The sequence below is a fragment of the Photorhabdus thracensis genome, from assembly GCF_001010285.1.
Classification (GTDB): Bacteria; Pseudomonadota; Gammaproteobacteria; order Enterobacterales; family Enterobacteriaceae; genus Photorhabdus; species Photorhabdus temperata.
The window spans coordinates 1,845,151-1,870,403 of the sequence record NZ_CP011104.1 but is presented as its reverse complement, the minus strand read 5'-3'; the positions used below and the strand labels follow the sequence as shown (position 1 = coordinate 1,870,403).

Below are 25,253 nucleotides of genomic sequence, written 5' to 3'. Positions count from 1 at the left end.
TTGGCATACCTATGTCAGACGTGTCAGAGGCGAGCAACAACGGATGAAGTAATCAGTCTGGCCCGATCTGATAGGGAGCAGTCACATTGATATCACATAATTATACAGGCCGACTTTTATTGAGGCTGATTGATGTTAAAGTATAAATATTTCTTATGCATTTGATTCGGATATTAAGGATGACTAAATCCGTATCAGATACCACTCTAGGTTATTTCTATGGCTATGGTCAGGCAATTGGTGATGCAACAGGTATGTCTTCTGAACGATGGATCTTGCAATAAGTGGCTGCATTTTGGCTGGATAAACTGAAAGAACTTTATGACTTTATTGGTGCCAGAATGGACATCATTGGAGTCTGTTCCTTGTGCTCTGGTCATGGTGGATTGAGTTGATGGTCATTCGGTTCGGTGTGTGATTTTTTGCGCCAACCTCGGGGGAGATGCGGATGCCATCGGTACCATGGCCGGGGCCATTTCTGGGAAGCGATCTTTATCTGCCGTAAATAGGATTATCAACAGTGGATTTATTGATGGTCTGTTGATGTGGATCCCAGCTCTGGATTATTTGCCTCTTTCTTTGTCAGTCTGATGGAATTATGGCTTATATTTGACCAGTAAAAGGAGGGACTAATGGGGGATTTACTGCCGATTACTGTAATTGGCGCTGCCGCAGGAGATATTGTTCTCAGCTTACCAAGGCTTCCTCGCAGTGGTGAAGACCAGGAAGCCAAAGAGATTGATCAACAGATCGGCGGTTCAGGTTTTAATGTTGCCCGGGCTTTGGCTCGCCTGCAAATCCCGGTGGTTAATGGTATACCCGTTGGTAACGGGTACTGGGGGAAGCGGATAACTAAAGAGATGCAGGCTCTTGGGCTTGAGGTTACATTAACCAACTCATTGCTTGATAATGGCTGGTGTCTGGCAATGGTTGAACCGGATGGTGAAAGAAGTTTTGTCTCTGTTAGTGGTTGTGAGGTTGACTGGAGTTCGGCAATGCTCTCGGCTATTGCTTTGCCGGAAAAGGGGTATATCTACTCCAGTGGTTATGTCATGGTGAGCAAAACAACAGCGATTTTGTGTGACTGGTTATTGGCATCACCACCTGGGCAGACATTATTGCTGGATTTTGGTCCCCGTTTACCCAATATAGATTCTGCTTTCATTGATGCATTGCCTGTTGGCCGAACTATTTTGACACTGAATCGTGATGAAATGACTATGTTGTGTGGGGAAGGTGATCCTGTCGTTCAGGCCAGCAATTATTCCAACAAAAGAAAAATCACTATTATCTGTCGGTTAGGTTTACAGGGTACATGGATATGTTTGCCTGATCGTGACCCAGAATATGTTGCTGCCTATAAAGTGAAAGTGGTGGATACCATCGGTGCGGGTGACGCTCATAGTAGTGGTATGCTGGCTGGTTTATCACAGGGAATGTCGCTGAAAGATGCTGTTGAACTTGGCAATCGCGTTGCTGCCATTGTTGTCAGTCGTTCTGGTGCTGCGGGTGCGCCGACCATAAAAGAACTAAAGGAATTTGTGTTTGAATAATTATCAATCAAATACAAGGGATTTAGGTTTCTAAAGGTGTGATTAAAATGAATGCATTACATACAGGTTGGAAACGAAAAATAACTCTTTTTTTATTAGCTGAGACAATTTCTCTGCTTGGTTCTTCTATTGTCCAATTCTCGATTGTCTGGTATATCACCTTAAATACTTCATCAGGAGAAATGCTGGCTATCGCGGTACTCTGCGCATTTCTTCCACAGGTATTAATCTCTTTATTTGCCGGTGTTTGGGCTGATACCTACAACCGTAAGTTACTCTGTATTGCCTCTGATGCGCTGATTGCATTAGTGACCCTTGGTTTGGCGATCTCTTTTATGCTTGGGTTTAAGAGTATTGAGCTGCTATTTGTGGCACTGATTATCCGCTCGTTTGGTACGGGTATTCAGGCTCCGGCGGCTAGTGCTATCATTCCACAACTGGTCCCGAAAGAGAAACTGTTGCGGGTTAATGGTCTTAATACTTCTCTGAATTCACTGACGATGCTGGCTTCTCCAGCCATTAGTGGTTTTTTGTATTCTCAGACTTCGATTGAGAATATTCTTTTAGTGGATGTTGCTACTGCTGTTATTGGTATCAGTATTGTTGCATTTATTCCTATTGCCAAAATAGCTTCTGATTCCATACCGGATAATAAATTTCAGGCGATGCTAGCGGGTTTTCGCTATCTGCAAGAGAATAAGCTAATCAGAAATATTTTGATTTTTCTGATTTGTGTTTGCTTCCTGATTAGTCCGGCTGCTTTTTTGACACCTCTATTGGTTAACAGGACATTTGGTGAAGAGTCATGGCGTTTAGCCGTTAACGAAATGACATTTAGTGCCGGAGCATTGTTAGGTGGATTGCTGATCTCTTTTTGGAGTGAATATAAAAATAAACTGCGTATAACGGGAATAGCTTGCACACTGTTCGGTATATTTATGATTGCTCTTGGCAATGCATATTGGTTTCCATTGTATCTGGCATTAAACATCTCTTTGGGCGCGATAACGCCTTGTTTTAACGCACCAATGATCTCTGTTATGCAGGAAAAAGTTGAGCCGGAGATGATGGGGCGAGTATTTAGTTTGGTTCAAATTGCTATGTCCTGCTCTCTGCCGTTAGGTATGGTGATATTTGGTCCAATTGCTGACTATATTAATATTCAACTCCTTTTAATGATATCCGGTGTATTGATATTACTGACTGGCGGGATATTTTTTATGTTTAACGGAGAAGAGAATATAGAAAGTAGCAGAGCAGTTTAATAAAGCTGGTATTGCCAAAGACATCGTGTTCATTGTTTGCTTTGTGCAATACCCGGTACTTGTTTGAAGAGAAAAAAATGGAAAACACAACAGATAATCATTCACAGTTTATTATCTATCAAACCGAAGATGGGGAAACCCGATTGGATGTTCGTTTTCAGGATGAAACAGTTTGGCTGACGCAAGCATTGATGGCGGAGTTGTTTCAGACAAGTCCAGAAAATGTGCAAATGCATTTGAAACATATATTTACAGAAGGAGAGCTTGAGCAAAATTCAACAACTAAGGATTTCTTAGTAGTTCGAAAAGAAGGCTTAAGGCGAGTTAGAAGAAGTCTTAAACATTATAATCTGGATGCTATTATCTCAGTTGGTTATCGGGTGCAGAGCCATACCGCAACACGTTTTCGCCAATGGGCAACCCGTCGTTTGCGGGAATATATTGTCAAAGGCTTTGTGCTGGATGATGAACGTCTGAAAAACCCGGATCAGCCATTTGATTACTTTGAAGAGCTGACTCGACGTATTCAAGATATTCGTACCAGCGAAAAACGTTTCTATCAAAAAATCACTGATATTTATGCGACCAGTGTGGATTATGATCCAACACAGGCCATCAGCATTAACTTCTTTAAAACAGTACAGAACAAAATTCATTGGGCAATTACAGGGCAGACCGCAGCGGAAATCATTCATCAACGTGTTGATAGCCGTCTCCCTAATATGGGATTGACGAACTGGCGTGGTACTAAAGTTCGTAAAAGTGATGTAGTGAATGCTAAAAACTATCTGACAGAAGAAGAGTTACAAGCATTGAATAATCTAATAGAGCAATATTTGGTATTTGCGGAAGGACAGGCCATGCGTCGAATTCCTATGCATATGGCTGATTGGGTGAAGAAGTTAGATGGATTTTTAACATTGAATGATCGGGATGTGCTTAATCATGCTGGTAAGATATCGCATCTAATGGCGAAGGAACTGGCTGAGTTTGAATATGATAAATTTCATCAGCAATGGTTAATAACAGAGGCAATAACTGCGGATGAACAGGACTTATCCAGTTTAAATAGCCAATTTGCAAAAATTACAGATAAGAAAGAGCGCCCCGGTAACAATTAATTCCAATATGAATAATATTATGGAAAAGCATATTGTTGTGCTTAAACAACATGAATATGAATGCAATAGTGCCGATTGTATCGACGTTTGTTGATGACACGTCGATATTCTCTTATTTTTTCGACCCATGGTTTTTATATGTCGACATCATCGACATATTGCTAAAATGTGTCGAAATTTCTCAATTTTATCGACATAAAATCTTTACGTGTCGATGTCATCAACATATACTCGCAACGTATCGAAAAAAATAGGAAATGTAAACATGACATGGCAGCCAGATGCGCCTTTTAATGCTATTCCCTTATTGCCGCCAACCATAAAGGTGATGGAGTCCATTGCGGTACTAAAAGCCTGTATACCTGCCAGAGCTGCACTGGCTGAGCTTAAGCAAGCCGGTAAATTGTTGCCTAATCAGGGTTTGCTCATTAATTTATTGCCACTACTGGAAGCAAAAGACAGCTCAGAAATCGAGAATATTGTCACTACTTCAGACAAATTGTTCCAATATGCACAAGAAGACAGTCTGGCTGATCCTGCGACTAAAGAAGCACTACGCTACCGTACTGCACTTTATGAAGGGTTCATACAATTAACTCGGCGACCACTATGTATGAATACAGCCATTGAAGTTTGTAGCCGACTAAAAGCTGCTGATATGAATATTCGTAAAATTCCCGGTACAACGCTTAGTAATCAGGCAACTGGTGAAATTATTTATACGCCACCAGTGGGTGAGGTTCACATCCGCGATTTACTCAGCAATTGGGAGCAGTTTCTACATGCGGAAGATTGCATCGATCCGCTAATCAAGATGGCTATTGCTCACTACCAGTTTGAAGCTATTCATCCATTTACCGATGGCAATGGGCGTACTGGCCGTATCATTAATATCCTCTATCTCATTGAACAGCAGCTTTTGACGTTGCCAATTCTCTATTTAAGCCGATACATCGTACAACATAAAAGTGATTATTATCAGTTGCTCACTCAAGTCACTGTCGCTGGAAAATGGGAAGAGTGGGTAATCTATATGTTGACTGCGGTAGAGCAAACTGCGAAATGGACCACTGATAAAATCGCCGTAGTAAGAGTTCTGATTGAACACACCAGCGAGTATATAAAACAGAGTCTGCCTAAAATTTACAGCCATGAGTTGGTGCAGGTGATATTTGAACAACCTTACTGCCGCATTAGTAATTTGGTTGAGCGTGACATCGCTAAGCGTCAAACTGCCTCGGTGTACTTAAAACAGTTGGTCGACATTGGGGTATTACAAGAGAAAACTGTTGGTAAAGAGAAACTGTTTGTCCATCCAAAGCTGATGCACTTGATAACGCAGGACAATAATGATTTTACGTATTATGTAAATAGCTAATAGATATAAAAATGCGTGGGTAAAACGAAAAGAATTTTAATTATGAACAGTTTCGATGGCTCCTAAAAAAATGTATGTATTCACAATGTTTTTACTATTCGGTGCTATGAAAAAATAAAACTGGGGCAGTTGAAATTCAGATACTCGGTTTTGGTTACAATCAAGGCTTAGTCGCTAACAGTTCATAATTTAGTAGTTTTTTGGGTGTAAAACTTTGGCAATCAATGACAGATAATATTCCAACCTACCGGTAATACCGTAGTGGCAAATTTCTACCCTTTTATTTGAATTGAAAGCCAGTAAAAACAGTATCTATACTGGCTTCGTGTAGTGATGTGGAATGCTATGAAAACTTACTCAATATTCTGAATCTGCTCCCGCATCTGCTCAATCAGCACCTTCAATTCAATAGCGGAATTGGTGATATCGGCATTAATAGATTTAGATGCCAGAGTATTAGACTCGCGGTTAAATTCCTGCATCATAAAATCCAGACGACGGCCGACGGCTTCTTTTTTCTTCAGAATATTGTGGGTTTCTTTAACATGGGCATCAAGGCGATCTAATTCTTCCGCCACATCAAGGCGTTGAGCCAACAGGACCAGCTCTTGTTCAAGACGGTTATTTTCGAGCTGTACCTGAGCTTCTTCCAGTTTAGTTTGCAGGCGTTCCCGCTGCCATTGCATGATTTCAGGCATTTGCTGGCGAACTTTACTGACTTCTTCGGTGACAGCGTCCAGACGCTGTTCAATCATGGTTTTAAGTGCAGTACCTTCGGTTTCACGGCTTTGAATAAAAGCATCCAGTGTTTTCTCCAGCTCTTCCAGCAGTTGGGTACTGATAGCATCCAAATCCTGCTCTTCCGCGGCCATGACACCTGGCCAGCGGAGGATATCAACAGGATTGATTTTACCTTCATTACTCTGTTGTTTAACCCAATTCGCCGCATTTACCAGCTGTTTCGCTAAAGTTTCATTTAGAATGAGTTCGCCTTGAGTGCGTGAGTCCAGTTCGAAACGCAGGTTGCACTCAACTTTTCCGCGAGTCAGACGGGAACGAATGCGTTCACGGATCACTGGTTCCAAGCTTCTGAATTGTTCTGGCAGGCGGATATAAGTCTCTAAATAACGCTGATTAACGGAGCGCAGTTCCCAAGCCGCATTGCCCCATTCACTTTTGATATCTCGCCGTGCAAAAGCCGTCATACTACGAATCATGATTCGTTCTCATTTAAATAAAAGATTAAGGGATTATAACGCTCGTTGTAGATGCAGGATAGGCATTAGCCCTGTTAGGCCGTATAATGCGCCCCCAATAATGATTTAACAACGGAGATAACACTATGCGCCCAGCAGGAAGAGCGGCAGAGCAAGTGCGGCCTATCACTATAACCCGTAATTACACTAAGCATGCGGAAGGTTCGGTTCTGGTGGAGTTTGGGGATACCAAAGTGTTATGTAATGCATCCGTTGAAGAAGGGGTTCCCCGTTTCCTGAAAGGCCAGGGACAAGGTTGGGTTACAGCTGAATATGGCATGTTGCCGCGCTCTACTCATACCCGAAATGCCCGTGAAGCAGCCAGAGGAAAACAGGGGGGGCGTACTATGGAAATCCAGCGTTTAATCGCCCGTTCACTGCGTGCTGCTGTTGATCTGAAAAAACTGGGTGAATACACCATTACCCTGGATTGTGATGTGATTCAGGCTGATGGCGGTACCCGTACAGCTGCTATAACGGGTGCTTGTGTAGCGCTGGTTGATGCGCTGAATAAAATAGTTGCAGCGGGTAAGCTAAAAGAAAGTCCGCTGAAATCAATGGTTGCTGCGGTCTCTGTCGGTATTGTGGGTGGTGAAGGCCGTTGCGATCTGGAATATGTTGAAGATTCAGCAGCAGAAACTGATATGAACGTTGTGATGATGGAAGATGGCCGGATGATTGAAGTGCAAGGCACCGCGGAAGGCGAGCCGTTTAGTCATGATGAGTTGTTGTCCTTGTTGTCCCTTGCCAAGGGGGGATTAGAGGACATTTTTGAAGCGCAGAGAAACGCGTTAAAACAATAAGTTGATCAGGCGACGTATTAGTCGCCTTTTTTGTGCCTGTTGTATGGCGGATAACCATAGCTAAGAGAGAGGAGAGACACCAATGAAAGCCTATCAGCGCGAATTTATTGAGCTTGCGCTAAAAAAACAGGTACTGAAGTTTGGGGAATTTACCCTGAAATCAGGACGTAAAAGCCCGTATTTTTTTAATGCCGGGCTGTTTAATACCGGGCGTGATTTGGCGTTAATCGGGCGTTTTTATGCGGCAGCATTGTTGGATAGCGGTACTCAGTGTGATTTGTTGTTCGGACCAGCTTATAAGGGGATTCCAATCGCAACAACAACGGCGGTTGCATTGGCAGATCATCATGATATTGATATGCCATATTGTTTTAATCGCAAGGAAGCTAAAGATCATGGTGAAGGTGGCACTTTGGTCGGTAGTCCACTTAAAGGAAATGTTGTTCTGGTTGATGATGTTATTACCGCAGGCACAGCTATCCGTGAATCCATGGAAATTATCAAGCAGCATAATGCGACGCTTGCCGGTGTGATGATTTGTCTTGATCGCCAGGAACGAGGGAAGGGTGAAATCTCAGCAATTCAGGAAATTGAAAGAGATTATGGTTGCAGTGTGTTTTCCATTATTACCCTGAATGATTTGATTAGTTATTTAGATAGTCAGCCAGAGATGAAAGATCACTTGGATGCAGTGAAGGCATATCGTGAGCAGTACGGTATCTGACAGGTAAGCTTTAAAAAAAAGCCCTCGCCCAATAACGGGCGGGGTGAGTAGTAGTAGAATAGCTTATTGTAACTGAGCTAATAACAATGGCCAGCGTGCTTCAAATTCCTGTGTTGGACGATAGTGGAATTCTGAGCGAACAAAGCGTGATAGCATTCCTTCACAAAACGCCAGTAACTGAGAAGCTAATAACGACTCATCATAACTGAAACCTTGCCCATCACGTAATTTTTTCTCTTTCAAAACTTGACGGATCTGTACTTCAATTCGTTCAAATAATTGATTTATACGCCCTTGCAGCCGATTTTGTTCAAACATCAGAGCATGGCCTGTCATGATACGGGTCAGACCTGGGTTTTTTTCTGAGAAGCACAGAATCAGAACCAATATCAGGCGGATACGAGTAATGGTGTCTTTTTCGTCTTGCAGAATCAGGTTAATTCGTGAAATTAATGTGTCTTCAATAAACTCGATCAAGCTGTCAAACATCCGGGTTTTACTGGGAAAATGCCGGTACAGTGCAGCTTCGGAAACGCCTACGTTGGCAGCCAGTTTAGCGGTAGTTATCCGCTGGCTGCCATCACTGGATTGCAACATATGCGCAAGGGCCTGCAAAATCTCCTCGCGCCTGTTTCTTTTCTTCGTATTTTCGTTTTCTGCCATGTCTGACAAGACCTCTGCTAAGAACAGTAAAATAAACAAATCAGCAATTCTTTGCCCAAGGGTATTTTGAGCAAAGAATATGATAATTGGTTAATGATATTAGGTTTTACAGAGATTTATTGGCGACCGGAATGACCAAAACCACCGTTGCCTCTTTCGCTGGTTTCAAAATCTTCCACCAGATTGAATTCAGCCTGAACGACGGGTACAAAAACCATCTGAGCGATACGTTCGCCTGGCTCGATAGTGAAAGTTTTATCACCACGGTTCCAGACCGAAACCATCAGCTGACCTTGGTAATCAGAATCAATCAAACCAACCAGATTACCCAGAACGACGCCATGTTTATGTCCAAGGCCTGAACGGGGCAGAATAACCGCTGCCAGTTGCTCATCGCCAATATGAATAGCAAGCCCGGTTGGAAGAAGTTCAGTTTGTCCTGGAGCTAGTTCTACCGCGTTGTCGAGGCAAGCCCGCAAATCTAAACCTGCGGAACCGGGAGTCGCGTAAGTTGGCAGAGGAAATTCCTGCCCAATACGTGGATCAAGGATTTTAACGTCGATTTTTTTCATCATAGCGTCTGACTATCTCATCTAATAAATGGTGGCTGAGTAATAACTTATTACTATGAGGTAAGCGGATATCCCCCTCATGCCAGAACAAATGTAGTGCATTAGTATCACTGTTAAAGCCGTGACCAGTAAGGGATACATCATTCGCACAAATCAGATCCAAATGTTTTTGGTCCAGTTTTTTACGTGCGTATTCTTCCACATTCTGGGTTTCAGCCGCAAATCCAACAACAAAAGGGCGATTTTCTTGCATTGTGGCTACATTGGCAACAATGTCCGGGTTTTTAATCAGAGTAAAAGTAATTTCTTCCCCCTGTTTTTTAATTTTTTCTGGGGCAATTTGTTTAGCGCGGTAATCTGCAACCGCAGCACAACCAATAAAAATGTCCTGTGAACCGGCTACTGCCTGTACTTGTTCATTCATTTCCAAGGCGCTGGTTACGTCGATTCGTTTGATACCCGGTGGGGTCGGTAAATTGACGGGGCCTGTGATAAGGGTGACTTCTGCGCCACGTGCCGCTGCGGCTTGGGCGATGGCAAACCCCATTTTGCCGGAGCTGTGATTGCTGATAAAACGGACAGGATCCAGTGCTTCACGGGTTGGTCCGGCGGTAATAGCAAGTTTTAGGTGAGCTAAATCGTGGCTTGCTTGAAAATGTTTTTCAGCCAGTTCAACAATCGCCATTGGCTCCAGCATTCTTCCAAGGCCAACGTCACCGCAAGCCTGATTGCCACTGTCCGGACCCCACAGGAAAACCCCTCGCTCTTCAAGAATCTTGAGATTGTGTTGTGTTGCTTGAGCACGAAACATTTGTTGATTCATTGCAGGTAACACGGCAATGGGTGCCGCGGAAGCCAGACAGACAGTTGTCACCAGATCATTTGTCATACCAACTACCAGACGAGCCAGTAAATCAGCCGTAGCTGGGGCGAGAATAATGAGATCAGCCCATTTGCCAAGTTCTATATGCCCCATAGCAGCTTCCGCGGCCGGATCTAACAGGTTGTCGGAGACGGGGTAACCGGAAACTGCCTGCAACGTCAGTGGGGTAATAAACACTTCTGCTGCCGGTGTCATCACTACACGTACCTGTGCGCCGCGACCACGCAGGCGGCGTACCAGTTCGGGTGTTTTGTAAGCGGCGATCCCTCCGCTAATACCGAGCACAATCTGTTTGCCGGAAAGTCCTGCCATCGTGGTTGTCCGAATATTAAGTTGCAAGGGTTCTGGATTTTATCACAAGAGATTACAGAGTTGAGGATAGTCTGAACTTTGATAGTGAAAAAGGGTAAGTTTGCGAGCGGCTACGCAGCTTATGAATATGACGTTCGTCCTTATTGTTAAGGCATGGAATACTGTTTGTATCAGATGAAACAGGGGCAGGGAGATGAATATATGGAAGTTGGCATTGCTGAAAATACAGAAGAAATATATTCAAATTTAGCTCCCAGAGAAAAATTACTGGCATATGGTTCAGTTTCTCTAACGGATGTGGAGCTACTGGCTATTTTTCTGCGTACCGGGACCAGAGGGATTCCAGTTTTACGGATGGCTGAATTTTTGCTGAAAGAATTTGGCTCTCTGTACCATTTACTCTCTGCTGATTATGACACTTTCTGTTCTCATAAAGGGATGGGATTAGCCAAATATGCACAATTGCAGGCTATTGCAGAATTGGCAAAGCGTTTTTTCTCCAGTCAGTTCGTTCATGAAGATATTATGAGCAGCCCAAGTGTGACCCAAGAGTATTTGCAAAACTTGTTATCAGGGCGTGACAGGGAAGTATTTGTTGTGTTGTTTCTCAATAATCAAAATAAGGTCATCTGTCATGAGGAGATGTTTAAAGGCACAATCAATAAAGTTGAAGTTCATCCTCGTGAAATTGTCAGATCGGCGATAAAGGTAAATGCTTCATCTATTATTTTGGCGCATAATCACCCATCTGGTCATGCGGAGCCTAGCTTGGCGGATAAAATTGTTACAGACAAAGTCATTGATGCCTGCAATTTGGTTGGTGTACAAGTGCTGGATCATCTGGTTATTGGTCGGCAATGTTGTGTCTCATTTGCTGAACGAGGCTGGATTTAGCCAACTTTTTCAAGCTCCTTGGGGATCTTTAGTTGTGCGGGACTTGAGCGTCAGCGATTGAGGGCGTATACTACGCCACCTTTGAGGATCTTTGGTTTGGCGAGAAGAGCCTATCTCAGCACATTTTCTGAGTAAGTGTGAGTCTTTTCAGTAGAATTTGCTGAGATGGGCTCCTAAGCCTGACGAGGCGGCCATACCCAATACAAAGCTCGAGCTGATTTGATTTTTGGAGAATAGACATGTCCCGAGTCTGCCAAGTTACTGGCAAACGCCCGATGAGTGGTAACAACCGCTCTCACGCATTGAATGCGACTAAGCGTCGTTTTCTGCCTAACCTGCATTCCCACCGTTTCTGGGTTGAGTCCGAGAAGCGCTTTGTAACTCTGCGTGTATCTGCTAAAGGTATGCGTGTGATTGATAAGAAGGGTATCGATGCAGTTTTGGCTGAACTTCGTACCCGTGGTGAGAAGTACTAAGGAGCTGAAAAATGGCTAAAGGTATTCGCGATAAAATCAAGCTGGTTTCTTCAGCTGGTACTGGTCACTTCTATACCACTACGAAGAACAAGCGCACTATGCCTGAGAAACTGGAAATGAAAAAGTTTGATCCAGTTGTTCGTCAGCATGTAATGTACAAAGAAGCTAAGATTAAATAACTTTGGCTGATTTGATAAAAAACCCGGCTTAGGCCGGGTTTTTTGTTGCCTATAGATTTTATAGTCGATATTCACTCATTCTTCTCAACGTTTCATATATATCCGGTTATTCATAGACGTAAGATGCTGTTTCGCTATACTAACGTCTTCCGGCAGGCTGGATATGGAGCCGAAATGGCTAAAGAAAAACTGAATATTTTACATACAGAATCTTCTTGTGGTTGGGGAGGTCAGGAAATTCGTATTCTGACGGAATCCCAGGGAATGATAAAACGTGGGCACAAGGTGGTTATTGTTTGCTGTCCAAATTCTAACATCTACCGTGAAGCAAAATCTTATGGTGTGCCAGTTGTAGCCTTGCCTATTGAGAAAAAACGGCGGTCCAGCTTTCTTGCTATGCGTAACTGGTTGAAAAAAGAAGGCCGTCAGTTTGACGTTATTAATACCCATAGCTCGACAGATTCATGGTTGGTTGCTTTGGCTTGTGCAACGTTAAGGTATATGCCGCCGATGATCAGAACCCGGCATGTCTCAACCCAGGTTTCTAATTCAATGACAACCCGTTGGTTGTATCTGAAAGCATGCCGGCATATTGCGACTACAGGTGAAAAACTACGCCAGCATTTGCATGCCAATAATCGTTATCCATTACAACATATGACATCGGTACCCACCGGTATCAACTTGGATCGTTTTCGGCCGGAAGATAAGAAGGTTTGCCGTCAGCGGATTGGTATTAAGGATAAACCGACATTAGGTGTCGTTGCGACGATGAGAACCTGGAAAGGGCATCGTTATCTGTTAGAAAGTTGGAAAGTTCTGCACCAGAAATATCCTGACTGGCAGCTTTTGTTTGTTGGTGATGGTCCACAACGTAAGTCACTGGAACCGTTGGTGAAGCGAGAAGGTTTGTCGGATAGTGTCATTTTTTTAGGTAACCGTCAGGATGTTCCTGATTGCCTGAATGCGATGGATTTATTTGCATTACCTTCTTTTGGTAATGAAGGCGTGCCACAAGGGATTATGCAGGCAATGGCGTGTGGGATACCTGTTGTATCAACCTCGGTTGGCGCGATTACCGAGGCAGTAGTTGATGGTGAAACGGGTTATATCGTGGAACCCAGAAACGTAGAGCTATTGACAGAAAGTTTAGCGTTGTTGATTCATAATAATGAACTGCGCTTGCAATTCAGTCATTCTTCATTAGAGCGGGCAATTGCTTTATTTGGAATGGATAATATGCTGGATAAAATGGAAAAGATCTTTTTTCACAGCATTAAAGGTAAAAAGCATTAACATTCTTTAAGATTATTCTCGGTGCTATCCTTTGATTTATGGTTCTGGACGAAAAATAACTTGTTGATATTAAATGGCTATAAAGTTGATTGTAGTTTAATTATCCTATCCCGAACGATAGCATACAAAAAAGCTTTGTTGTATATTTTGTTGAATTTTATAGCAGATTAATCAGATAATTGTCTTATGCAAATCCAAAATATTCTGGTCATTGTCATAGCGCGTTTCGGTGATACCTTACTGGTGACACCGGTACTTCGTGCTTTAAAGCAGAAATGGCCTGGTGCGAATATTGATGTTATGGCGCATAAAAGAACCAAACAGATCCTTGAAAATATAAGTGATATCAATAGATTGACTGCTTTTTCAAAAGGTAAAGCAAAGTGGTGTGGTTGGTTTACCGGTAGACATTATGATTTGGCTTTAGTATATAGCGACGATAAGCCATTATTACAGTATGCAAAACGCAAATCACGTTTAACAGTTTCATTTTCAGATGAATCTTCGTTGCAATCGGGTTGGATGGCAGTGAAAAAGCCAGAAGTATTGATGCCAGCTCAGCAGGAGCGGGCGATGCTGGCTAATGCGGTAGATGTTGAGGTGAGTGATTGGCGGTTGAATTATTGTGTTAGTGAAGGGGAACTCCGTTTTGCCGATGATTTTATGCGGCAGCATCATTTGAATAATAAGATCCTGATTGGTTTTCAGTTACAAAGCTTCCCGGCAAAAGCTTATCGTGACTGGCCGGTTGAACATTTTTATAAATTAGCGCAATGCATTTATCGCGGTTATCCACATTCGCATATTATGTTATTAGGCAGCACTGATGGTGAAATTGTGGCTCAATCATTGGCAGAAAGACTCGGTGCTGAAAAATGTACTTCGCTGGTAGGGAGACTGACAATGCGACAAAATGCGGCAATGATGAGCAAACTTGATTTGTACGTTGGCGTTGATACTGGGCCGACACATTTAGCAGGCGCATTAGGTATCCCGATGGTTGCGATGTATCACAGTTTTCATCCGGGCCGTTTTTTAGCGCCTCAACAGCATGCACATTTGGTAGTGATTGAGCATCCTGTTCATTATATGCAAGCCACACGTGAAGATCCGATGTCTGCTATATCTGTTGAACAAGTCTGGCAGGCAACTCAGAAATTATTGGCAACCAGGTCAGCAGGGTAATAGACAGATGAAAATAGGTTTAATTGATGTCACTGTGACTATGTCTTACGGTGGAATTCAGACGGCAGTCTGGGAACTTGCGAAAGCGTTGACTGATGCTGGTCATGAGATACATATTTTGGGGGGGACGGGTGATGTCCGGCCAGAGCTAAATGGGAGAACAATACAGATTCATACTTTTCCATTCACTCCCAGAGAGAAAGTGATTAATATCGGCCGGCGTTTTCAGCGTATTATTGAGCGCTACTCGTTTGCCCGCCATGCCCGTAATACGGTTATTACTGAAGATTTTGATTGGATTATTCTGACTAAACCATTTGATTTTCTCTGGCCACGAATGATGCCAAAAGGGAGTCGTACTAAGTTTTGTTATATGAGCGGTGGTACCAGTTTCTTCAAGGGTGACAGAACGCTGAGTAAACGAATTTCAGCCTGGGTGGCATGCAGTCATTTTAATGCCTGGCAGATTCAGCACCATTTTAAACAATTCCCAAAGGTTATTTACAACGGAGTTGATATTAATAAATTCAGGCCGACTGACTCTTCTGTCAGAACTCGTCTTGGAATCAGTGATAAAACATTTTTACTGACCTTTGCCGGGCGTTTGGTTGGTTGGAAAGGTATGCATGTGGCGGTTGATGCAATGGCTCAGCTACAGGATAAAGATGTTAAATTACTGATTATCGGAGCGGGTGAAGACCTGAAACGTCTGGAAAAACGGGTTGCGGTACTGCGATTGGAAAAGCAGGTAATTTTTCACCCACCTGTAGGACATGATCAATTGCCTGAATATTATGTTGCTGGTGATGCGGGGATCTTCCCAAGTATTGGTGATGAAGCGTTTGGAATAACGATCGCGGAAGCTATGGCGTGTGGCAGACCTGTTATTGCCAGTTATATCGGAGGCATACCGGAAGTTGTCGGTAACGAGAATAAGTCAGGTATTTTGGTCACGCCAGGGGATGCTTCAGCCATTGTCGATGCAGTTAATTTTTTATTGTCTCAGCCAGACAGAGGGCAAAGAATGGGAAAAGAAGCCCGCCAGCGGATTGAAACAATGTATACCTGGGAACATTCAGCAAATCGTTTACTGAAAGCAATAAACAATGAAGATTGCCTATATTGATCCTTATCCGGTTCCTGACTATCGGGTTGCATCATTACAAATTTTGCAGAATGTTGATGCGTTTGCTCGACAGGGGGCTGATGTATATCTGGTTACGCCTGAAGGTAAAAATACCGCAGAGGAGATTCTTGGACGCTCATTATCATCATCGGCTAAATTGATATCATTACGCAATATCCGGCGTAAATGGTACTTTCCGTTGAATACCCAAAAGATGTTCTATTTTCAGGTTTCCAGTTGGTTGAAAAAGAACAGGGTAGATGCCGTTTTTACCCGTAATTTGAAAATGGCGAAGTATCTCTTATGTAAACATCCAGAAATTCCTCTTTTTTTCGAAAGTCATGAGGTTTTTGCTCAGTCGTTTAAAGAGTCACATGATTTGAGTAAAAATAAAGATCAGCATAAATATGAGAAGTTAAGAGAAACTGAACATCTTGTTTATAGTCAGTCCAGGGTTGTTTTTGTTCTGACGTCGCTACTGCGTGATGACATTATCAATGAATATCATGTCGATACATCTATTGTTGTTACGCCAGATGGTGTAGATATGCTGGCAGTAGAGTCGATATCATCAAATAAACTCGCATCAACTAACCACAAATTACCAACCCAAATTCTTTATCTGGGAAGTTTGCATCGTTGGAAGGGGGTTCCGACGGCGATTAAGGCGATGAGTCATCTTGAAGATGCAGTACTGAATATTGCGGGTGGTGAACCAGAACAGATTCAACAGTTACGGCAGATTGCTCAGCAGATTGGTGTTTGTGACCGAGTCAATTTTCTTGGGTTTATTCAGCCTAAATTGCGTTTCCAGATAATTGCAGATAATGATATTTGTCTGTTGCCATTAACTAAAACCAGTATTGGTAGCCGCTATACCTCACCACTGAAGCTATTTGAGTATATGGCGATGGGGAAACCTGTGGTTATTTCCGATTTTCCTTCTATTCGTGATGTGGTTGATGAAAACGCGGTCAGTTTTGCTGACAGTGAGAATGCGGAAAGTTTTGCTCAGCAAATCCAGTTATTGAGAGACAACTCAGAGAGAGTTAAAGCGCAAGTCGGTTATGCAAAAATGCTGGTAACAGAGCATCTTAACTGGGATAGACGGGCCAGGCTTATTATGCAGACGATATCAAAGGATATTTCTGCATAATAATCGGTGTAGAGATAGGCGATATACAGCCACTGATGATATAGCTGGGATATTTTGCTAGTCACTTTTCTTTTTATACAGCGCAATCATCAAGCCAAATAAAATACCTATTTCATTGATATAGGTATTTTCAAAGGCGCCACGGACAATAAATAGCCCGATAAACCCGGTCAGTAGAATAATGCCTGCCTGCTTTATCCTTCCGCTGTTACGGGTGATAATATGACTACCGGTGTACAGCGCTGAGATAGTCATCAATAAAGTTGTGATTAGGCCGATGATTCCACCTGCAAACCAGAGCGCCAGAAAGATATTATGGGGGCCGATAGACGTGCGAAATATCCAGTCTGGATAGTCATTAACTCGTTCATTGTAGACCTTATGGTAGACTTTATTGCCATAACCGTAACCTTTAATTGGATTTTCTAGAATTAAAGCAAAAGCAGCTCCTTGGGTGCCGTTGGTATAGCGGTGGCTACTATCTGTTTGGGTAAGTTTAAATAGTAATTTGGTATTTGCATTATCTGTCATAGTGAGGTGGCTAACTCCGGCCAAAAGACTAAGGCTTAAACCTGCCACTATAATTAGTTTCCATTCCCGGTTAATAGTGATGATAAAGGTCGTTATAACAACAGCAGCTACCCAGGCACCACGGGTTAAGGTGCCTAACAACAGAAACAGGCTGATAGCCGAAGCAACAGCCAATATCAGCCAGCTAACTAAGGTGTGCTTTTTCCACAATGCCCAGGTGCAAAGTAATATTGGGAAATAGAAAATAAAACCGTAAGAAAATTCCCGGTGGTTGTAGTCGGTAAAAGGCATTTCACCCCGATTGTAGTTAATAATGTATCTACCGATATCAGTCAGGCATATTGCCAGCATCCCAATGGCGAATGAGAACAGAATCATCTTGGCAATGCTTTCTTTATTCTCTTTGTACAATACAACCGGAAAAGTAAAACTGAACAGCAGCAATCCATTTAGAATAGGTTTATTCATCTCTTGAAAACTCAATGCGGGATCGACTGAAATCGCGATTGAATAGAACATTGCTAAGATGAACAGCAAAATAGATAGGAATAGCGAATTACGCATAGAGTGCATTACCTGACGAAAATCTGTTACCAGATAGGTCAGCGCGGTAATGCCAATCAGGATAATAACCAGGTTTTTATATCTTGTTATATCAGGCAGATAAACAAGGGCTATATAAATCCCAATAAGGGATAAATTCCATAATGATTTTTTATTACAATTTCTAAGATTAAACATATTCATCAATCTGTTTTCATTTCGGTTGAACTTGGTTGGAAATGATACATGAAAAGATTATCTTAATCTGCTGAGATGCAATAGAGTTGAAACAAACAGACATAATACAGGAGTTATTATCATGCCAGAACTACCAGAGGTAGAAACCAGCCGGAGAGGGATAGAACCACATCTGGTAGGGAACGTGATCCAACATGCGCTAGTCCGGAATGGGAGGTTACGTTGGCCGGTAGCGGAAGAAATTATGAAGCTGAGTGATCAGCTTGTGCTCAGTGTTCAACGCCGGGCCAAATATTTGCTGATTGAATTGGCAGATGGTTGGATTATTGTCCATTTGGGCATGTCGGGCAGTTTGCGGATCTTGTTGGAGGAACGCCCTGCGGAGAAACATGATCATGTGGATTTAGTCATGGCAGACGGCAAGGTTTTGCGTTATACCGACCCAAGACGGTTTGGAGCGTGGCTATGGAGTGATGATCTCAATCAGTGTTCAGTATTAACGCATTTGGGGCCTGAACCACTTTCTAATGATTTTAACGGTGCTTATCTCTACACTCGATCAAATAGTAAAAGAACATTGATTAAGCCTTGGTTAATGGATAATAAACTGGTTGTCGGTGTCGGTAATATCTATGCGAATGAAGCGTTGTTTACTGCTCATATTCGGCCTGATCGCCCGGCACATACGTTGACTGAGCGTGAGGCGGATTTATTGGCAGAAACGATTAAAAAGGTCCTGCAACGATCTATTGAGCAGGGAGGGACAACACTCAGGGATTTCCTGCAATCTGATGGTAAACCGGGGTATTTTGCTCAGGAACTGTTTGTGTATGGCAGGGCAGGAGAGCCATGCCGGATTTGTGGTGAGAAAATAGAGAGTATTAAACTTGGGCAGCGCAGTACTTTCTTTTGTCGTCGCTGTCAGTCTTAGTTGATACCGGAAACTTGGGGAGGCGTAGCATAGGGAGAGATCCTACTGTGCGTCGCTCCCAGTAAGCTCAGTAAATTACTTGCCGAGTTTTTTTAGCATGGCTTGTGCAACAGGTTCTGGCAGAAATGATGAGATATCGCCATCGTGGCGGGCGACATCTTTAATCAAGGATGAAGATACAAACGAGAGATTTTGTGATGGCAATAAAAAGACACTTTCTAACTCAGGCATAAAGTGGCGGTTCATATTGGCGAGCTGCCATTCATACTCAAAATCAGATACTGAACGAAGACCACGGATAAGAACATTGACCTGTTGTTTTTTGGCGAAATTAGCCATCAGCTCACAAAAACCGACCACTTCTACATTATCCAGATGTGAGGTCACCTCTTTCGCCAGGGTAATGCGCTCATCCAGAGTAAACATTGGGTTCTTTCTGGCGCTATTGGCGATAGCAAATAAGACGTGGTCAAACATATTTGCAGCGCGGGTAACGATGTCAATATGCCCATAGGTAACAGGATCAAATGTTCCGGGATAAATAGCTTTGGTTGTCATCAATTTTTACCCTTTTGCAATCTCTTTTCCCACAACGCAACATACTTATTAAACGTATATTGAGCGTTAACGATAGCCAGCACTAATCCCTGTTTACCATCAAGAAAGCCAGCACGCAACAGCCAAGTTTTAAAGAAAGCCCCAAAAGTATGACTGAAAATCGAAAAATAACTGCACTGTTTACCTTGTTCATAACGCTGTTTTGCCCATGCTTTAGCGTAATTCAGCTGTTTTGTCTGAAACTCAATCAGATTACGGCAAGTAAGATGGCGTAAATCCCCTTTCAAAATAACAATTGGAACTCCATGAGATTCAAGGGATTCATGAACCTGATTATCATTATATTGATAACGATTGCGGGCGTAGAGGCGAATAACTCGATCCGGGTACCAGCCGCTGTGTTGCATAAAGCGGCCAAGAAACAGATTCCGGCGGGCGCAACTATAGACCTTGTTGTCATCAGCATGTGCCAGAACCTGCTCTATGGATACTCTCAGTTCTGGCGTCACACGCTCATCGGTATCAATCATAAAAATATAATCGCCAGAAGCATATTGCTGAGCCAGTTGACGCTGACGACCAAACCCCGGCCAGTGAATATTAGAGAATACTTTTGCCCCCATTGCCTGTGCTATCTGGCAGGTATCGTCTGAACTGCCAGAATCAAGCACGATGATCTCATCAGCCCAACTGATTGAGGCCAGGCAATCTGCTATCAGATCCGCTGAGTTCTTAGCAATCATTACAACGGAAAGGCGCTTTCTCTCATTCATTTAGTGACTCCGGGATGGGAGGTAGGGTTCCAGTAATTTAAGCAGACGCTGAAGCGCTCCCTGATTTTCATGTAATACTTCCGCTGCGTGGCGGCCATAATACAGGCGATAATCTTCGTCAGTCAGTAAGCTATTGATTTCGGTGAACAAAGACTGGCTATCCGTAACGGTAATCAGACCATTAGCCTGATCCAGTTTGGCGCAGATATCTTTAAAGTTAAAGGTATGTGGGCCCATCAACACTGGAATGGCATGAGCTGCGGCTTCCAGTGGGTTATGCCCACCGCGTTCAACCAGGCTGCCACCAACAAAAGCCAGATCAGCAATACCATAGAGCAGCATTAGCTCACCCATAGTATCGCCGATAACAACCTGAATATTGGCGTCAGGAATTTTATCGGAGCTGCGAAGGATATAACTTAGCCCGGCTTTCTTTGTTAATTCTTCAGCTTTAGCAAAACGTTCAGGATGGCGTGGCACCAGGATCAGCAGCAGATTTGGACATTGTTTTAGTAACTTGCAATGAGCATCCAGAATAATGCTCTCTTCTCCATCATGAGTACTGGTCGCTATCCAGACAGGACGGCGAGCAGCCCATTGGCGTCGTAATGTTACGGCCTTAGCGGCCAATTCAGGTGTTACTGAGATATCGAATTTCAAACTACCGGTGACAGCCAGTTGAGAGCGCCGCAAACCCAGTTCAATAAAACGTTCGCTATCTTCCTGATTCTGCGCCGCAATCAGGGTAATTTTTCGTAAAATTATTTTTACGAAATTACCGACTTTCTGGTATCCCGCTGCTGAACGTGCAGATAAACGGGCATTGGCAATAACCAGAGGAATGTTACGTCGATGGAGTTGAAAAATCAGATTAGGCCAAAGTTCTGTTTCCATAATGATGACTAACTTTGGATTAACTTGATTGAGAAAACGCTCCATGGAGCCGGGAAGATCGTATGGCAAATAGACGTGATTGACATCATTTCCCAACGCGGAGAGGACTCTTTCTGAACCCGTTGGTGTCATCGTCGTCACCGTAATCGGTAAAAAAGGGTAATGATGGCGTAAAGCTCTAACTAAAGGGATTGCAGCCAATGTCTCACCGACGGACACTGAGTGAAGCAGAATGCCCCCAGCGGCAACTTTACCGGCACAGAAACCATAACGTTCACCCCAACGTTTACGGTAAGCAGGAGCCTTGCGGCTGCGAAGTAATAAGCGCAACCAAATCAGAGGTTGGATAAGGTAGAGAAGTACCTGATATAAACGCAGTAACATTCTATCAAATTCATTTATATAAATTAGCGCCAATAGTACCACACTGCTTCAAAGAAAGTATGAAAATGCGTATGGCTTCTAGAATCTGAACAGAATAGGAACGGTAAATTAGGTTTTTGGGGTAAAATTGTGCTTCTATTATATATAAAAGTAGCAGGAGTTTCTTGCAGCTTCCGAACATATAGAGACAGCTTTTTCCTTATTATCTGTATCTTTATACTGGGAATGCCATGAGTAAATTACCAACTCAATTTAGCCGTATTCTGATAATAAAGTTACGACATCATGGTGATGTGCTATTAGTGACACCTGTTATTAATACTCTGAAGGATAATTATCCCTCAGTAGAAATTGATGTTTTACTCTACAAAGAAACAGAACCGATACTGGCTAATTTTTCTTCTGTGGCGAATATATTTTCTATGGACAGGCAATGGAAGAAGCAAGGCGCTAGAGCACATTTTAGTCATGAATGGAGACTACTTAAACAATTAAGGAATCGTAAATATGACATAGTTATTAATCTCTCTGATCAATGGTATAGTGCGTTTGTGACACGATTTACCAGAGCAAAAGTACGTATTGGGTTTGATTTAGCAAAACGACGAAGCCTGTTTTGGAAAAAATGTTTCACAAATCTAGTGCCGACAGAGCATAGTGAATTTTTGCATGTTGTTGAGCAAAATTTGTCAACTCTTTCGCTGTTAAATCTTCCATCGACCAGTACTAAAGTGACAATGAGTTACCGTCAGGAGGATAGAGACGCTGTCCGGGCACTTCTTGAGCAGCACGGGGTGAGTCAAAAATATATTGTGGTGCAGCCAACATCCCGCTGGTTTTTCAAATGTTGGGATGAGAAAAAGATGGGTGAAACGATTAGTGCGTTACAGTCTGATGGTTGGACAATTGTTGTTACCTCCGGGCCAGATCGTAAGGAAGAAGATATGGTCGAGACTATTTTATCAAGCTGCCCAAAAGAAAGCGTTATTTCTTTTGCTGGCCTATTAACCTTGCCTCAACTTGCAGCGCTGATTGATGAAGCTAATTTATTCATAGGGGTAGACTCTATTTCTATGCATATGGCCGCAGCATTGAAAACACCTTGTATTGCTTTATTTGGGCCATCAAAGTTAGTATTCTGGCACCCATGGGAAGCGAAGGGTGAAGTAATTTGGGCTGGTGATTATGGTGATTTACCTGATCCTGATGATGTTGATACTAAAACGGGCATACGTTATCTGAATGTCATTCCCAGTGATGTAGTTATTGCTGCTGCCCGGAGAAATTTATTATGAAATCAGTACGTCTTGCTATTGTTCGGCAGAAATATCGCCCGGATGGTGGTGCAGAACGTTTTGTCTCCCGCGCCTTAGAAGCTTTAGGTAATGAAAATCTGGAGCTTAATGTTATTACTCGTTCTTGGCAGGGAGACATTAGCCCTGACTGGTATGTTCATTTAGCAAATCCTCATAAATGGGGAAGAATCAGCCGTGAGAGAGGATTTGCTAAAGCGGCCAGAGCAGTATGGGAAAAAGAGCAATTTGATCTTGTTCAAAGTCACGAACGCATTGCTGGTTGCGATATTTACCGTGCGGGTGATGGTGTTCATCAGCGGTGGTTGCAGCAGCGTGCCCGGGTTTTATCCTCTTGGAGAGGCAAATTACTTTTTGCGAGTCGTTACCATCGTTATGTTATGGATGCTGAGCAAAAAATGTATTCGGCGCCAGAACTAAAAATGGTTATTTGTAACTCGGAAATGGTAAAACGGGAAGTCATGGCGGATTTTGGCCTTTCGGAGAAAAAAATATCGGTTATTTATAATGCGATAGACCATAAGCAATTTTTTCCGGCAATAGAATCTCAGAGAATGTTGTTAAGGAAAGAATATGATCTTCCCCAACAGGCGAAATGTTTCGTTTATGTCGGTTCCGGGTTTGAGCGAAAGGGGCTAAGAGTAGCGATTCAAGCAGTGAGTGCTACTGATGCATATTTAATTGTTGTGGGTCAGGATAAAGAAGAGAAGAAATATAAGCAATTAGCCAATTCTCTGGGGTGCAATGAGCGAATCAGATTTATGGGCATTCAGAAAAAGACACTGCCTTTTTATCAGATTGCAGATGGCTTATTGTTGCCTACCTTATATGATCCATTCCCAAATGTGATATTGGAGGCAATGGCTTGTGGGCTTCCGGTCATAACTAGTACAACATGCGGTGGTGCTGAATTTGTTACCTCTGGAAGTAACGGGTTTATATGTGATGCTTTGAATATCCGGGATATTACAGAAGCGATTCAAAATACGCCTTCTGATCATTTGAATAATAAAATGTCGGAATTAGCGAGAACTAAGGTACTGCCTTATACACCGGAACATTTATCACAACAGCTGATTGGACTATACGAAAGGGTGCTCTCATCATGAAAGGACACATATTATTTATCATTGATGGATTACCTGGTGGAGGTGCAGAAAATGTCACTATCCGGCTTTGTGATGGTCTGCAACAGAAAGGGTATGATATTACGCTGCTTTCTCTGGCGGAAAAATGTGAGTATTTAGTGCCTGGTGGTATTGAACTGATTATTGATGCTGACGAGTACAATGGGCCTTTCAGAAGACAGACTGAGATTTGCCGTAGGGCTAAATCTATGGATAAGGTTTTAGAAAAAATATTTCTTCGGAAGGGAATCCCCTCATTGATTGTATCAAATTTGCATAAAACCGATCGCATTGTCGTGAAATCAAAGGTACTGGCGGGATTAAATGTGTGGTTTTGTATTCATGGTGTGTTCTCGAGTTCGTACCTTGGCAATAAAAGCGGATTACCCCGTTGGATCAAGAAACAGAAAATTAAATGGACATATAATAACCGAAATCTAATTTGTGTATCTGATGCCGTTGGGAAAGATTTAGCCATTAATCTGTCACTCATGTCTAAGAAAATGGTGACAATTTATAATCCTTTCAACATTCCTGACATTAAAGAAAAATCTTTGCAAAATAATCCTTATTCGGATGAAACGTATTTATTACATGTTGGCCGATTTCATCAGGTTAAGCGGCATGATCGTTTATTAGAGGCTTTTGCGAAAGCAGCTCTGCCATGTAAGTTATTGATTGTTGGACATGGCGATGAGTCTATTACTCAACAGATAAAACAAAAGATTGTGGATTTAAACTTACAATCTAAAGTCATCCTAACCGGATTCCTCGAAAACCCATTACCTGTTATTCGTGGAGCTAAAGCGGTTGTCTTGAGTTCTGACAGTGAAGGGCTGGGTAATGTACTGATTGAATCATTGATTTGCGATACTCCAATTATCAGTGTGGCATGTCCGGGTGGTGTGAATGAAATTATGGTCGGTGAATTGGAAAAATATAAATCAGAACTGACAGTTGACTCACTTGCAGAAAAAATGAGGTTTGTTTATCAGGAATCTCCTGCCATCACAGAGGATATGTATAAGAAGTTTGATTTAGATATTGTTTTGGCAAAATATTTATCTTTGTAAAGCTGAATAAGCTAACTCATTGTTTACTATGAGTAAATAAAGTTGCACATAGCTACTCTTTTAGCGATAAGTTAATTGCGCTGTAT

The 25,253-nt window shown here is 42.6% G+C and carries 25 protein-coding genes; 17 read left to right on the top strand and 8 right to left on the bottom strand.

The features are described 5' to 3' along the window. Positions 1-632 precede the first annotated feature (632 nt). The 4 genes from VY86_RS07900 to fic all read left to right on the top strand — a co-directional run bounded on the left by VY86_RS07900 (position 633) and on the right by fic (position 5,317). Positions 633-1,553 (top strand): PfkB family carbohydrate kinase, encoded by a 921-nt coding sequence (locus VY86_RS07900; protein ID WP_046974554.1) that lies wholly within the window; start codon positions 633-635, stop codon positions 1,551-1,553. Positions 1,554-1,600: 47 nt separating this feature from the next. After that, positions 1,601-2,818, top strand: coding sequence for an MFS transporter (locus VY86_RS07895; protein WP_046974553.1), 1,218 nt, complete (start codon positions 1,601-1,603; stop codon positions 2,816-2,818). Positions 2,819-2,895: 77 nt separating this feature from the next. Further along, complete coding sequence (locus tag VY86_RS07890; RefSeq protein WP_046974552.1) at positions 2,896-3,939, top strand: virulence RhuM family protein; 1,044 nt, start codon at positions 2,896-2,898, stop codon at positions 3,937-3,939. Between the two features lie 265 nt (positions 3,940-4,204). Next, positions 4,205-5,317: a protein adenylyltransferase Fic gene (gene fic, locus VY86_RS07885; protein WP_046974551.1), complete on the top strand. Its 1,113-nt coding sequence runs from the start codon at positions 4,205-4,207 to the stop codon at positions 5,315-5,317. 353 nt (positions 5,318-5,670) lie between these two features. On the opposite strand, the gene VY86_RS07880 is transcribed toward fic, so the two are convergent. After that, on the bottom strand, positions 5,671-6,534 hold the full coding sequence (locus VY86_RS07880; RefSeq protein WP_021324117.1) for a YicC/YloC family endoribonuclease: 864 nt from the start codon (positions 6,532-6,534) through the stop codon (positions 5,671-5,673). 125 nt (positions 6,535-6,659) lie between these two features. Here VY86_RS07880 and rph point away from each other — a divergent pair, with 125 nt between their 5' ends. Both rph and pyrE read left to right on the top strand, forming a co-directional pair. Continuing rightward, positions 6,660-7,376 carry a ribonuclease PH gene (gene rph, locus VY86_RS07875; RefSeq protein WP_021324116.1) on the top strand — a complete coding sequence of 239 codons (717 nt, stop codon included), beginning with the start codon at positions 6,660-6,662 and terminating at the stop codon, positions 7,374-7,376. 82 nt (positions 7,377-7,458) lie between these two features. Then, complete coding sequence (pyrE, locus tag VY86_RS07870; RefSeq protein ID WP_046974550.1) at positions 7,459-8,100, top strand: orotate phosphoribosyltransferase; 642 nt, start codon at positions 7,459-7,461, stop codon at positions 8,098-8,100. Positions 8,101-8,163: 63 nt separating this feature from the next. On the opposite strand, the gene slmA is transcribed toward pyrE, so the two are convergent. The 3 genes from slmA to coaBC form a co-directional block, all read right to left on the bottom strand. After that, entirely contained in the window at positions 8,164-8,763 is a 600-nt protein-coding gene (gene slmA / locus VY86_RS07865; RefSeq protein ID WP_021324114.1) for a nucleoid occlusion factor SlmA, read from the bottom strand. A gap of 116 nt (positions 8,764-8,879) precedes the next feature. Then, on the bottom strand, positions 8,880-9,338 hold the full coding sequence (gene dut / locus VY86_RS07860; protein ID WP_036838854.1) for a dUTP diphosphatase: 459 nt from the start codon (positions 9,336-9,338) through the stop codon (positions 8,880-8,882). Continuing rightward, positions 9,316-10,530: a bifunctional phosphopantothenoylcysteine decarboxylase/phosphopantothenate--cysteine ligase CoaBC gene (gene coaBC / locus VY86_RS07855; RefSeq protein ID WP_046974549.1), complete on the bottom strand. Its 1,215-nt coding sequence runs from the start codon at positions 10,528-10,530 to the stop codon at positions 9,316-9,318. The genes dut and coaBC overlap by 23 nt, the downstream gene beginning before the upstream one ends. Positions 10,531-10,731: 201 nt before the next feature. Here coaBC and radC point away from each other — a divergent pair, with 201 nt between their 5' ends. From radC to VY86_RS07820, 7 genes are all read left to right on the top strand, one after another. Then, on the top strand, positions 10,732-11,424 hold the full coding sequence (gene radC / locus VY86_RS07850) for a RadC family protein (RefSeq protein ID WP_046976760.1): 693 nt from the start codon (positions 10,732-10,734) through the stop codon (positions 11,422-11,424). Between the two features lie 239 nt (positions 11,425-11,663). Then, the gene (rpmB, locus tag VY86_RS07845) at positions 11,664-11,900 is read left to right on the top strand and encodes a 50S ribosomal protein L28 (protein WP_004265123.1); all 237 of its coding nucleotides are present in this window, start codon (positions 11,664-11,666) and stop codon (positions 11,898-11,900) included. A gap of 11 nt (positions 11,901-11,911) precedes the next feature. Then, on the top strand, positions 11,912-12,079 hold the full coding sequence (gene rpmG / locus VY86_RS07840; protein WP_010847629.1) for a 50S ribosomal protein L33: 168 nt from the start codon (positions 11,912-11,914) through the stop codon (positions 12,077-12,079). A gap of 174 nt (positions 12,080-12,253) precedes the next feature. Then, positions 12,254-13,375, top strand: coding sequence for a glycosyltransferase family 4 protein (locus tag VY86_RS07835; RefSeq protein WP_046974548.1), 1,122 nt, complete (start codon positions 12,254-12,256; stop codon positions 13,373-13,375). Positions 13,376-13,561: 186 nt separating this feature from the next. Then, complete coding sequence (locus VY86_RS07830) at positions 13,562-14,560, top strand: glycosyltransferase family 9 protein (RefSeq protein ID WP_046974547.1); 999 nt, start codon at positions 13,562-13,564, stop codon at positions 14,558-14,560. A gap of 7 nt (positions 14,561-14,567) precedes the next feature. Beyond that, complete coding sequence (locus VY86_RS07825; protein WP_046974546.1) at positions 14,568-15,686, top strand: glycosyltransferase family 4 protein; 1,119 nt, start codon at positions 14,568-14,570, stop codon at positions 15,684-15,686. Beyond that, the gene (locus VY86_RS07820) at positions 15,667-16,842 is read left to right on the top strand and encodes a glycosyltransferase (protein WP_046974545.1); all 1,176 of its coding nucleotides are present in this window, start codon (positions 15,667-15,669) and stop codon (positions 16,840-16,842) included. The genes VY86_RS07825 and VY86_RS07820 overlap by 20 nt, the downstream gene beginning before the upstream one ends. A gap of 57 nt (positions 16,843-16,899) precedes the next feature. Here the strand turns inward: VY86_RS07820 and rfaL are convergent, their stop codons facing one another. Continuing rightward, entirely contained in the window at positions 16,900-18,114 is a 1,215-nt protein-coding gene (gene rfaL / locus VY86_RS07815) for an O-antigen ligase RfaL (RefSeq protein WP_046976759.1), read from the bottom strand. 121 nt (positions 18,115-18,235) lie between these two features. Between rfaL and mutM the strand changes: the two genes are divergently transcribed. Next, positions 18,236-19,045 carry a bifunctional DNA-formamidopyrimidine glycosylase/DNA-(apurinic or apyrimidinic site) lyase gene (gene mutM / locus VY86_RS07810; protein WP_046974544.1) on the top strand — a complete coding sequence of 270 codons (810 nt, stop codon included), beginning with the start codon at positions 18,236-18,238 and terminating at the stop codon, positions 19,043-19,045. 75 nt (positions 19,046-19,120) lie between these two features. On the opposite strand, the gene coaD is transcribed toward mutM, so the two are convergent. The 3 genes from coaD to waaA are packed head-to-tail and all read right to left on the bottom strand — an operon-like array spanning position 19,121 to position 21,654. Continuing rightward, entirely contained in the window at positions 19,121-19,603 is a 483-nt protein-coding gene (coaD, locus tag VY86_RS07805) for a pantetheine-phosphate adenylyltransferase (RefSeq protein ID WP_046974543.1), read from the bottom strand. Then, positions 19,603-20,376 carry a glycosyltransferase family 2 protein gene (locus VY86_RS07800; RefSeq protein WP_046974542.1) on the bottom strand — a complete coding sequence of 258 codons (774 nt, stop codon included), beginning with the start codon at positions 20,374-20,376 and terminating at the stop codon, positions 19,603-19,605. Before VY86_RS07800 ends, coaD begins: the two co-directional genes overlap by 1 nt. Beyond that, the gene (gene waaA, locus VY86_RS07795; RefSeq protein WP_021324103.1) at positions 20,377-21,654 is read right to left on the bottom strand and encodes a lipid IV(A) 3-deoxy-D-manno-octulosonic acid transferase; all 1,278 of its coding nucleotides are present in this window, start codon (positions 21,652-21,654) and stop codon (positions 20,377-20,379) included. Positions 21,655-21,884: 230 nt separating this feature from the next. Here waaA and rfaQ point away from each other — a divergent pair, with 230 nt between their 5' ends. From rfaQ to VY86_RS07780, 3 genes are read left to right on the top strand one after another with little or no spacing between them, the layout of a single operon-like run. Beyond that, the gene (gene rfaQ, locus VY86_RS07790) at positions 21,885-22,949 is read left to right on the top strand and encodes a putative lipopolysaccharide heptosyltransferase III (RefSeq protein ID WP_046974541.1); all 1,065 of its coding nucleotides are present in this window, start codon (positions 21,885-21,887) and stop codon (positions 22,947-22,949) included. Next, entirely contained in the window at positions 22,946-24,076 is a 1,131-nt protein-coding gene (locus tag VY86_RS07785; RefSeq protein ID WP_046974540.1) for a glycosyltransferase family 4 protein, read from the top strand. The genes rfaQ and VY86_RS07785 overlap by 4 nt, the downstream gene beginning before the upstream one ends. Further along, a complete protein-coding gene (locus tag VY86_RS07780; protein ID WP_046974539.1) occupies positions 24,073-25,167 on the top strand; it encodes a glycosyltransferase in 1,095 nt (364 codons plus the stop codon). The genes VY86_RS07785 and VY86_RS07780 overlap by 4 nt, the downstream gene beginning before the upstream one ends. Positions 25,168-25,253: the final 86 nt, after the last annotated feature.

Bases quoted from the DNA above. Each gene is read 5' to 3' on its own strand.
- VY86_RS07800 (WP_046974542.1), bottom strand. From the start codon at position 20,376: ATGAATGAGAGAAAGCGCCTTTCCGTTGTAATGATTGCTAAGAACTCA.
- coaD (WP_046974543.1), bottom strand. From the start codon at position 19,603: ATGACAACCAAAGCTATTTATCCCGGAACATTTGATCCTGTTACCTAT.
- coaBC (WP_046974549.1), bottom strand. From the start codon at position 10,530: ATGGCAGGACTTTCCGGCAAACAGATTGTGCTCGGTATTAGCGGAGGG.
- VY86_RS07825 (WP_046974546.1), top strand. From the start codon at position 14,568: ATGAAAATAGGTTTAATTGATGTCACTGTGACTATGTCTTACGGTGGA.
- pyrE (WP_046974550.1), top strand. From the start codon at position 7,459: ATGAAAGCCTATCAGCGCGAATTTATTGAGCTTGCGCTAAAAAAACAG.
- VY86_RS07780 (WP_046974539.1), top strand. From the start codon at position 24,073: ATGAAAGGACACATATTATTTATCATTGATGGATTACCTGGTGGAGGT.
- waaA (WP_021324103.1), bottom strand. From the start codon at position 21,654: ATGTTACTGCGTTTATATCAGGTACTTCTCTACCTTATCCAACCTCTG.
- VY86_RS07880 (WP_021324117.1), bottom strand. From the start codon at position 6,534: ATGATTCGTAGTATGACGGCTTTTGCACGGCGAGATATCAAAAGTGAA.
- VY86_RS07895 (WP_046974553.1), top strand. From the start codon at position 1,601: ATGAATGCATTACATACAGGTTGGAAACGAAAAATAACTCTTTTTTTA.
- rpmB (WP_004265123.1), top strand. From the start codon at position 11,664: ATGTCCCGAGTCTGCCAAGTTACTGGCAAACGCCCGATGAGTGGTAAC.
- rpmG (WP_010847629.1), top strand. From the start codon at position 11,912: ATGGCTAAAGGTATTCGCGATAAAATCAAGCTGGTTTCTTCAGCTGGT.
- VY86_RS07835 (WP_046974548.1), top strand. From the start codon at position 12,254: ATGGCTAAAGAAAAACTGAATATTTTACATACAGAATCTTCTTGTGGT.
- fic (WP_046974551.1), top strand. From the start codon at position 4,205: ATGACATGGCAGCCAGATGCGCCTTTTAATGCTATTCCCTTATTGCCG.
- VY86_RS07785 (WP_046974540.1), top strand. From the start codon at position 22,946: ATGAAATCAGTACGTCTTGCTATTGTTCGGCAGAAATATCGCCCGGAT.
- radC (WP_046976760.1), top strand. From the start codon at position 10,732: ATGGAAGTTGGCATTGCTGAAAATACAGAAGAAATATATTCAAATTTA.
- rfaQ (WP_046974541.1), top strand. From the start codon at position 21,885: ATGAGTAAATTACCAACTCAATTTAGCCGTATTCTGATAATAAAGTTA.
- dut (WP_036838854.1), bottom strand. From the start codon at position 9,338: ATGATGAAAAAAATCGACGTTAAAATCCTTGATCCACGTATTGGGCAG.
- VY86_RS07890 (WP_046974552.1), top strand. From the start codon at position 2,896: ATGGAAAACACAACAGATAATCATTCACAGTTTATTATCTATCAAACC.
- rfaL (WP_046976759.1), bottom strand. From the start codon at position 18,114: ATGTTTAATCTTAGAAATTGTAATAAAAAATCATTATGGAATTTATCC.
- VY86_RS07820 (WP_046974545.1), top strand. From the start codon at position 15,667: ATGAAGATTGCCTATATTGATCCTTATCCGGTTCCTGACTATCGGGTT.
- VY86_RS07830 (WP_046974547.1), top strand. From the start codon at position 13,562: ATGCAAATCCAAAATATTCTGGTCATTGTCATAGCGCGTTTCGGTGAT.
- mutM (WP_046974544.1), top strand. From the start codon at position 18,236: ATGCCAGAACTACCAGAGGTAGAAACCAGCCGGAGAGGGATAGAACCA.
- rph (WP_021324116.1), top strand. From the start codon at position 6,660: ATGCGCCCAGCAGGAAGAGCGGCAGAGCAAGTGCGGCCTATCACTATA.
- slmA (WP_021324114.1), bottom strand. From the start codon at position 8,763: ATGGCAGAAAACGAAAATACGAAGAAAAGAAACAGGCGCGAGGAGATT.
- VY86_RS07900 (WP_046974554.1), top strand. From the start codon at position 633: ATGGGGGATTTACTGCCGATTACTGTAATTGGCGCTGCCGCAGGAGAT.